This window comes from Streptomyces sp. SID14436, assembly GCF_010548465.1.
Classification (GTDB): Bacteria; Actinomycetota; Actinomycetes; order Streptomycetales; family Streptomycetaceae; genus Streptomyces.
This window is the reverse complement of sequence record NZ_JAAGMD010000203.1, coordinates 1-1,309: the sequence shown is the minus strand read 5'-3', so window position 1 is coordinate 1,309 and position 1,309 is coordinate 1. Positions and strand designations below refer to the sequence as shown.

Here is a 1,309-nt window from a genome sequence, read left to right as displayed (position 1 = left end):
CTCCGGCCGCCCGCCCGGGTGCGGTGGGTCCGGGGTGGCCCGCGGGCGCGGCACCGGCCCCCGCTGCGGGGCCGGGCACCGGACGGAGGCCCGGTACCCGTGATCCTCACCGTCACCCCCAACGCCGCCCTCGACGTCACCTACGGCGTCGACAACCTGCGCCCGAACACCTCCCACCGCGTCGGCACCGCGCACCGGCGCGCCGGGGGCAAGGGCGTCAACGTCCCCCGCGTCCTCGCCGCGCGTGCCGGTCGCCGTCCACCTCGACCACGCGCAGTCCACGGACCTGGTGCACGAGGCCGTGCGACTCGCTTCACCTCCGTCATGTTCGACGCCTCCACGCTCCCCTACGAGCAGAACCTGAAGGCGACCCAGGAGATCACCGACCACTGCCGTGCCCATGGCGTGTGGGTCGAGGGGGAGCCCGGCGAGGTCGGCGGCAAGGACGGCGCGCACGCTCCGGGCGTGCGCACGGATCCCGCGGAGGCACGGGACTTCGTCGCCTCCACCGGGGTCGACGCCCTGGCCGTGGCGGTGGGCAGCTCCCACGCCATGACCACCCGGGACGCCGTCCTGGACTTCGCCCTCATAGCCGAACTGCGTGCCTCGGTGGACGTCCCGCTGGTCCTGCACGGCTCGTCCGGCGTGGCCGACGCCGACCTCGCGCACGCCGTCGAGGCGGGCATGACGAAGGTCAACGTCTCCACCCACCTGAACAAGGAGTTCACCCGGGCCGCCCGCACTCACCTGGACGCCCACCCGGAAACCGTCGACCCCCGCACGTACGTCGGCCCCGCCCGCGACGCCGTCGCGGGCGAAGTGGCTCACCTGTTGAAAGTGCTGCACGGCGGGCTCGGCTGACGAAGGCGCCCCCGCGCCCCGGGCCGCTCGTTCCAGGGGCGGCCCGGGACAGCTGTGCCGGCGGAGCCGGCGGCGCTCCTCCGGCCCGCCGATGGGCGGGCCGGGACGACCGAGGCGCCTCGACGGGTCCGCTGGGCGTGATCGGCGGGCGGGGCCGGCAGGAGCATCCGGACGGGGTGCGGGGGCCGTCGAGCACTGCCTCGCCGCCCCACCGGCCGGACGGGGAGACGTGAAGGGGCGGATTACGGTCGTCGACGCCCTGACACCGCGCCGGCCCGACACGCTCGCCCGGCAGTGCCGACGGGTGCGGGACCCCCCGGAGAAGCAGCCGGGCTGACCGGCCCCCGCCCCCAGGGTTTCCGGGCGGGCGCACCGCGGCAGTGCGGCGGCCCGATCGGCAGCGCCCCGCCTCGGCAGGCGCACGTCCGGCGTCCGACAACCAGCGCCC

1 pseudogene is annotated in these 1,309 nt (G+C 76.5%); it reads left to right on the top strand.

The annotated features are described in order from the left end of the window. Window positions 1–214 precede the first annotated feature (214 nt). A pseudogene (locus tag G3I53_RS07265) lies at window positions 215–861 on the top strand (class II fructose-bisphosphate aldolase); the annotation flags it as partial. Between the last annotated feature and the right edge of the window lie 448 nt (window positions 862–1,309).